Source organism: Cupriavidus sp. 05T313, assembly GCF_056396665.1.
On the sequence record NZ_JBFTLX010000336.1, the window covers coordinates 1 to 6,184 of the forward strand.

The 6,184-nt window shown below is 67.6% G+C and carries 7 protein-coding genes and 1 pseudogene; 3 read left to right on the forward strand and 5 right to left on the reverse strand.

Translation table 11 applies throughout. The features are described 5' to 3' along the window. Both AC1DKD_RS37905 and AC1DKD_RS37910 read left to right on the forward strand, forming a co-directional pair. Positions 1 to 170: pseudogene (locus AC1DKD_RS37905) on the forward strand (ABC transporter ATP-binding protein); the annotation flags it as partial. Between the two features lie 153 nt (positions 171 to 323). After that, the gene (locus tag AC1DKD_RS37910; RefSeq protein WP_441634232.1) at positions 324 to 794 is read left to right on the forward strand and encodes a hotdog fold thioesterase; all 471 of its coding nucleotides are present in this window, start codon (positions 324 to 326) and stop codon (positions 792 to 794) included. Here the strand turns inward: AC1DKD_RS37910 and AC1DKD_RS37915 are convergent. Both AC1DKD_RS37915 and AC1DKD_RS37920 read right to left on the reverse strand, forming a co-directional pair. Then, the gene (locus AC1DKD_RS37915; protein ID WP_441634179.1) at positions 689 to 1,999 is read right to left on the reverse strand and encodes an NAD(P)/FAD-dependent oxidoreductase; all 1,311 of its coding nucleotides are present in this window, start codon (positions 1,997 to 1,999) and stop codon (positions 689 to 691) included. The two genes, AC1DKD_RS37910 and AC1DKD_RS37915, sit on opposite strands and share 106 nt — an antisense overlap. Before the next feature lie 52 nt (positions 2,000 to 2,051). Further along, a complete protein-coding gene (locus AC1DKD_RS37920) occupies positions 2,052 to 2,678 on the reverse strand; it encodes an HAD family hydrolase (protein WP_441634181.1) in 627 nt (208 codons plus the stop codon). Positions 2,679 to 2,803: 125 nt separating this feature from the next. On the opposite strand from AC1DKD_RS37920, the gene AC1DKD_RS37925 reads away from it, so the two are divergent. Continuing rightward, positions 2,804 to 3,802: a LysR family transcriptional regulator gene (locus AC1DKD_RS37925; protein WP_441634183.1), complete on the forward strand. Its 999-nt coding sequence runs from the start codon at positions 2,804 to 2,806 to the stop codon at positions 3,800 to 3,802. 55 nt (positions 3,803 to 3,857) lie between these two features. Here AC1DKD_RS37925 and AC1DKD_RS37930 read toward each other — a convergent pair whose 3' ends face one another. The 3 genes from AC1DKD_RS37930 to AC1DKD_RS37940 form a co-directional block, all read right to left on the reverse strand. Next, positions 3,858 to 4,721, reverse strand: a complete 864-nt coding sequence (locus AC1DKD_RS37930; protein ID WP_441634185.1) for an HpcH/HpaI aldolase/citrate lyase family protein — start codon at positions 4,719 to 4,721, stop codon at positions 3,858 to 3,860. A gap of 67 nt (positions 4,722 to 4,788) precedes the next feature. Next, complete coding sequence (locus AC1DKD_RS37935; protein ID WP_441634187.1) at positions 4,789 to 5,457, reverse strand: RraA family protein; 669 nt, start codon at positions 5,455 to 5,457, stop codon at positions 4,789 to 4,791. 97 nt (positions 5,458 to 5,554) lie between these two features. Beyond that, positions 5,555 to 6,184, reverse strand: a 630-nt coding sequence (locus AC1DKD_RS37940; protein WP_477144468.1) for an MFS transporter, incomplete at its 5' end; no start/stop codon positions are given.

A 6,184-nucleotide genomic window follows, 5' to 3' on the forward strand; every position in this document is an offset into this window, starting at 1 on the left:
CAAGCCTCGGGCTGGCGCCGCTGATCGTGAAGGAAATCTTCCACATCATCAACGACCTGCGCAAGACCGGTGTGGCGACACTGCTGATCGAGCAGAACGCACGCGCGGCGCTGCAGGTGGCGGACTATGGGTATGTGATCGAGACGGGGACATGGCGATGGAGGTGGCCTGACGACGCAAATGCCGACAACACGAGTTTGCCAATGACTATCTGGACCGTACCCGACTGGACCACCTACGCAAATGAGAAGGCGCACGGCACATTGAATGCCGCGCTGGGAATCGAACAGACCGAACTGGGGCCCGACTACGTGAAGGCGCGCATGCCGGTGGATCACCGGACCTTCCAGCCGGCAGGAGTTCTGCATGGCGGCGCGTCCGTGGTGCTCGCGGAAACGCTGGCGTCATGGGCCGGGAGCTTTGCGGTGGACCGCAACCGCTTTCACTGCGTGGGGCAGGAGATCAATGCGAACCACGTCAGGCCGGTCAGCGCCGGCTTTGTGGAGGCTGTGGCGATGCCCGAGGCTCTCGGCCGGAGATCTCATGTATGGAGCGTCCGCTTCTACGATGCGCAACGCAAGCTGGCCTGCGTGTCACGCGTCACGCCCGCGGTACTGGAGCGGCCGTCTGAATACCAAGCGCGACGGCCTGCCCAGGGCACGGGGCGGCGCGGGATCGCCGGGTGCGCTCAATGCAAGCGCGTCCCCGCCGCCAGCAGCCGCTCCAGACCCTGCGCCAGCGTCATCCCCAGCGCCCGTCCCCAACCGTGGATGTCGAGCACGTGCCGGCGATAGACGGCATGGTGGAGCAGGGCGGCGAGCCTGCCCTCGATATGCCAGCCGTTGTCCTTGCCTGGCGTAGCGCTCAGGTTGGCGATGGCACTGCTGCCCGCCAGGGAGACCAGGGAACCATAGTCGCGATACCTGAACCCCGGCGGCTGCTTGCCTGCCAGGCGCCGTGGCAAGGCCTCCGAGAGATATAGCGCTTGCTGGTAAGCAACCTGCGCGCGGGTCGGGAGTTCCGCATCGAGGTCCTGCGGCCGGCAGCTGGCGCAGTCGCCGATGGCGTAGATATGCTCGTCATCGATGCTTTGCAGTGTCGGCAACACGCGAATCTGCCCTTTGGCATTCACCGGAAGCTGGAAGGTGCCCAGCAGGGCAGGCGCCGTGATGCCGGCCGCCCACACCACCACATCCGCCTGCATCGGCGCCTGGCCGGCAATGGTCAGGCCGTTTTCGCTGACGGACGTCACCCGTGCGCTGCATTGGACGCCGATATGCAGGCGCGCAAGCTGCTCGCCGACGCGCGCCGCGAGCCGGGCGCCCATGCCAGGGACGACCGCGGCGGACGCTTCAATGACGCAAATATCCACGCCGGTCACCGGGTCCAGCCGGTGTATGCCATAGCGATTCAGCACGCTAGAGGTCCGGCGCAACTGCGCGGCGAGCTGCACGCCGGTCGCACCTGCGCCGACGATGGCCACGCGGACCTTTGCCGGCGATGCCTGCCGCTCGACATCGGCCTGGGCAGTCCTGCGGCGCAGGGCGGTGAACACGCGGTCCCGCACCTGTTCCGCGCTGGCGACGCTGTCCAGCGTCAAGGCGTGCTCGCGCGCACCGGGYACGCCAAAGTACTGGGTGACACCGCCGACGGCAAGAACCAGCTTGTCGTAAGCAATGGACCGGACCTGGTCGCCTTCGCCGTGGCATGTGCCGGCAATCGCCACGGAGACGGTCCGGTTGATGCGATCCGCCGCGAGCAGCTCGCCTTGCACAAAGCGAAAATGATGGCGCTCGGCCTGCAAGGCGAACGAAGTATGGTGAACGACGGGCTCGATCCGGCCCGCGGCCACTTCATGGAGCAGAGGCTTCCACAGATGCGTGGGGCTGCGATCGATCAGGATGATCTCGGCGAGACCGCGCCTGCCAAGGCGCCGGCCCAGGCGAGTGGCCACCTGCAGGCCCGCGGCGCCGCCGCCGACGATAACGATTCTTCTCATGGGAACCTCCGCGATGTGTGTCTGATGCGTGGGTGGCGCCACGGTGGGCGCATCAGTTCGTCACAGGCTCGGCCATGGCGCGGCTTGCGCTGTGGCCACGATGCTGGCCGGCCACGATCGACTCCAGTACGTGGAAGTCCGGCCAGGCCGCCTGCGCTGTGCCCGAAAGCGTTACCGATACATCCGCATGGCGCGGCGTATCGCTGCCCTGCGGCAGTACAGCGGCTGTATGCATGCCGATGCCGCTTGCGGCGCGCAGGCTGCCTTGCGTGGCGCCAACCAGCAAGGCCCGGTGCGCCGGCGCCTCGGCGGTGCGCAGCACCAGGCGGTAGAGATCGGCCTCGGTCTCGCGGGCGGATAGCGCGTCCGCCGTGGCGACCACGGCAAAGCGATCGGTCCAGTCCGGCCCGATGGCGCCATCGAGCAATGCGCACAGCATGCGCGACGAGACCGGGGCGGCCAGCGCCAGGCGCGCACCGCCTGACTCGGCGCTGCGCATGAGTGCCAGGGCCTGGGGGCGGACGGGGATCGCCTGCTGGCCGCAAGCCGTGACGAAAGCGTCTTCGTGCGCGCGGAGAGTGCCGCGTTCCCGCGGTGCCAGATCGATGCCGGCCCGGCGCAGTTCGTCAGTCCGGATAAGCACATCGTCCAGGGTAAGCACCAGCAATTCAAGCGACATTCTCCGTCTCCATTAGCACCGCGTTGCGACACGCGGAGGTGATTGCGTTTCCGATCCAGGCACTATAAGGTAGGCCCTTCATATTGAAAAATTGGTTTATAAAACCGACTGATAGGTTTTCTACTATGAATCGCACCACCACCTTCCGCCAGCTGAACGCCATCGATGCGATCGCCCGCCTGGGCGGTGTTTCCCGCGCGGCGGAGGAGCTGCATATCACCCAGCCAACGGTGTCGCTGCAACTGAAGCTGCTGGAGGAAGCGATCGGGGCGCCACTGGTGCAGCGCGCGGGCAGGGGCACGCAGCTCACGCCGGCGGGCGAGGTGATGGCGGGCTACGCCGGGCAGATCCTGCGGCTCTGGCGCGATGCCACCGAAGAAGTCGCGGCGCTCAAGGGCAACCTGGCGGGAACGCTCCGGGTCGGTGCCATCACGACGGCGGAGTATTTGCTGCCGTCGATGCTGGTGGCATTCACGGCGGACCGGCCGGAGGTCAAGATCAAGCTTCACGTGGGCAACCGCGAGGAGATTGTCCGGATGCTGGCCATGCATGAGATCGATCTGGCCATCATTGGCCGGCCACCCACGGATATGCGCACCCAGGCGACGTCGTTCGCCAAGCACCCCATGGCGTTTATCGCGGCGCCGGACCATCCATTGATGACGCGCCGCCATCTGACGCTGCAAGACCTGGTGGAGGCGAACCTGCTGGTGCGCGAGCGCGGCTCGGGCACGCGCAATACCGTGGAGCGGCTGTTCAGGGAGGCTGGCCTGCGGCTGCCGCTGGGTTCCGAGCTGTCCAGCAACGCGGCGATCAAGCGGATGGTGTCCGCCGGGCTGGGCGTGGCGTTTCTCTCGCTGCACGCCTGCACCCTGGAGTTCCAGGCCGGGCTGATCGGGCTGCTGCCGCTGCAGGGCAATCCCATCGAGCGCGACTGGTACGTGCTGAACTTGCCGGGCGTGCGCCTGCCGCGCGTGGCGGTGGCCTTCCGTGCCTATCTGGTGGAGCAGGGCCAGGCGGAAATCAACCGGCAGCTGGAGTCCTTCGACGTGATATTGCGCCGGCTGCATGCCCGTGCGCGGCGTTTGCGCAAGGCAAAGCCCGACGCGGCGGAGCATTCATGAAGACGAGGCCGGATCGCTGGGAGGCGTTCGTCCCCGGTTGCCCGGCCGTCCGGTTCTAGCTGAGGGCCGTATCGCCGCTGGCCTGCGCCCATTCCCGGAACCTGGCATCGCGCGCCAGCAGCCTGCGCGCGGTGTTGTAGTCCGGCGGATCCACCCGCGTGCCTCCGGCGGGTTTGCCGTCACGGGCCGCCTCGTATCTGCCGATCATGTCCTGCGCTTGCGCGACCTGCTGCGCGGAGGGCGTGAAGGCCGCGTGGATGGCGGCGACCTGATGCGGATACACCGTGCATTTCGCTTTCAGTCCGATCCGGCGTGCCCAGGCCAGGTCGGCCGCCAGCGCCGTTGCGTCCTGGTAATTGAACGGGCAGTCGACCGGCACGCAGCCCGCCGCGATGCATTCGACCAGGAAGCGCGCGCGCACAGGGTGCAGCTCGATGCCATCCGGCCCGCGCACCGCGTCCAGATCCGCGCTCAGGTCTTCGGCCGCCAGCAGGCAGGCACTGACGCGCGTACTGGCCGACAGGATGGCGGCGGTGGCGACGATGCCGCGCGCGGACTCCAGCGTCGGCACGATTTCGGTTTGCCGGGGCGCCAGGCCGAACTCGCGCTCCAGCGCGGTGATTTGCTGGTCGAGCGCCTGGATTTGCGCGGCCGTTTCGGTGTGCGGCAGGAAGATGGCCGCGGGCGCGCCCGGCATGACGCCGCGAAGATCGTCCAGTCCGTCGCCATCCAGCTTGTTGATGCGCACGGCGCCGACAATGCCGCGCGCCCGGCATTCAGCCATCAGCGTGACAATCCGCGCGCGCGCGGCGGGGCGGTCTGCGGGACTGGTGAACTCTTCCAGGTCGGCGACGATGACATCCGGGCCGCTTTCAAGCGCCGCCTGCTGGCGGACGGTGTCCAGTCCTGGCGCGAACATCCAGCTGCGCCGGAGCGCTGGCGGGCGTCTTGAGGCGTGTCGGGGCTGCGTGTTCATCGCATATCTCTCATAGGGGGCCAGTGAGGCAAGGCAATCGATCCGGCTGGCGTCCGGCGCCCTGGAACAGCACCGAGGCAACCGGCTCGCCCGCTTGCAGGCGGGCGAGGATGGCCGGCTCGGCCTCGTCGGAAGCCAGCGCCCGGGCAATGACGCCAGCCGCGGCATCCGCCGACAGGAACAGCACGCCGTTGTCGTCGGCCAGCACGATGTCCCCCGGATTGACGGTGACGCCGCCGCAGATCACCGGCTCGTTGACGGCGCTGCCGCCTTCGTCGATCCGTTTGGTGGTGAGGACGCTGGTGCCGCGTGCAAACACCGGTATCCCCATGGCKCGCAGTTCCAGGATGTCCGTGACCACGCCGTCGACGATGATCCCTTTTGCGCCCGCGCACAAGGCAGCGGTGCCGGTGACGGCGCCGACAGGCGCGTGGGCGTGGTCACCGCAGGCATCGATGACCAGCACATCGCCGGCGGTGAGGCAGGCCAGCGCGCGGTTCACCGCAATGGCGTTGGGCGTGGCCAGCCGCAGCGTGACGGCGCGGCCGGCCACCTTGACGTTGGGGACGAGCGCGCGAATGCCGTGGCTGGCGAAGCCGTCCTCGAGAAAGTGCCCGAGCGTGGGGAAACTCACGCGTTCCAGCTGGCTCAGCAGGGTGGGGTCGATGTTCGTTTGCATGATCGGTATCAGGTATGACGACGTCGTCCCGGGCCGGCAGCAGGCATCAAGGCCGCAACCCGGGACGACGATCTGGCAGTGGCGCGGTATCCGCGGCTCAGGACAGCGAAGCCGTGGCGTTGCCCGCGGCGCTTGCCGCCGGCGCATCCTTGCGCAGGGTTTCTGCCAGCAGCAACAGCGCAACGGCGGAAATCAGCGCGGACCCGATCATGTACCAGGCCACCGACGAACCGCGGCCCGTGGCGGACAGCAGCGCGGTCGTGATGATCGGCGTGGCCGCGCTGCCCAGCAGCCCGGACAGCATGTAGCTGATCGACAGGCCCGAGTAGCGCACCTTGGTGCCGAACAGCTCGGCCAGGAAGGTGGCGATGGGACCGTAGTTTGCCGCGAAGGCGCTCATCATCAGCAGGTAGCCGAGCAGGGCAAAGGCAAACACCTTGGTGTCGAGCAGCCAGAACAGCGGGAAGGCGAGCAGCGCCTCGGCAAGGATCCCGCCGATGATCACCGGCTTGCGGCCGATCTTGTCGGACAGCAGCCCGAACAGCGGCAGCAGCACCACGCACAGCGCGCAGGCGATCAGCGCGATCGACAGCATCTGGTTGCGCGAGAAGCCCAGCGTCTGGGTGCCGTAGGTCAGGCCGAACGCCACGATCAGGTTGAAGGCAGTGCCGGTCGACATCGTCGCGATGCCGCCCAGCAGGACCTGCTTCCAGGATTTGGTCAGCAC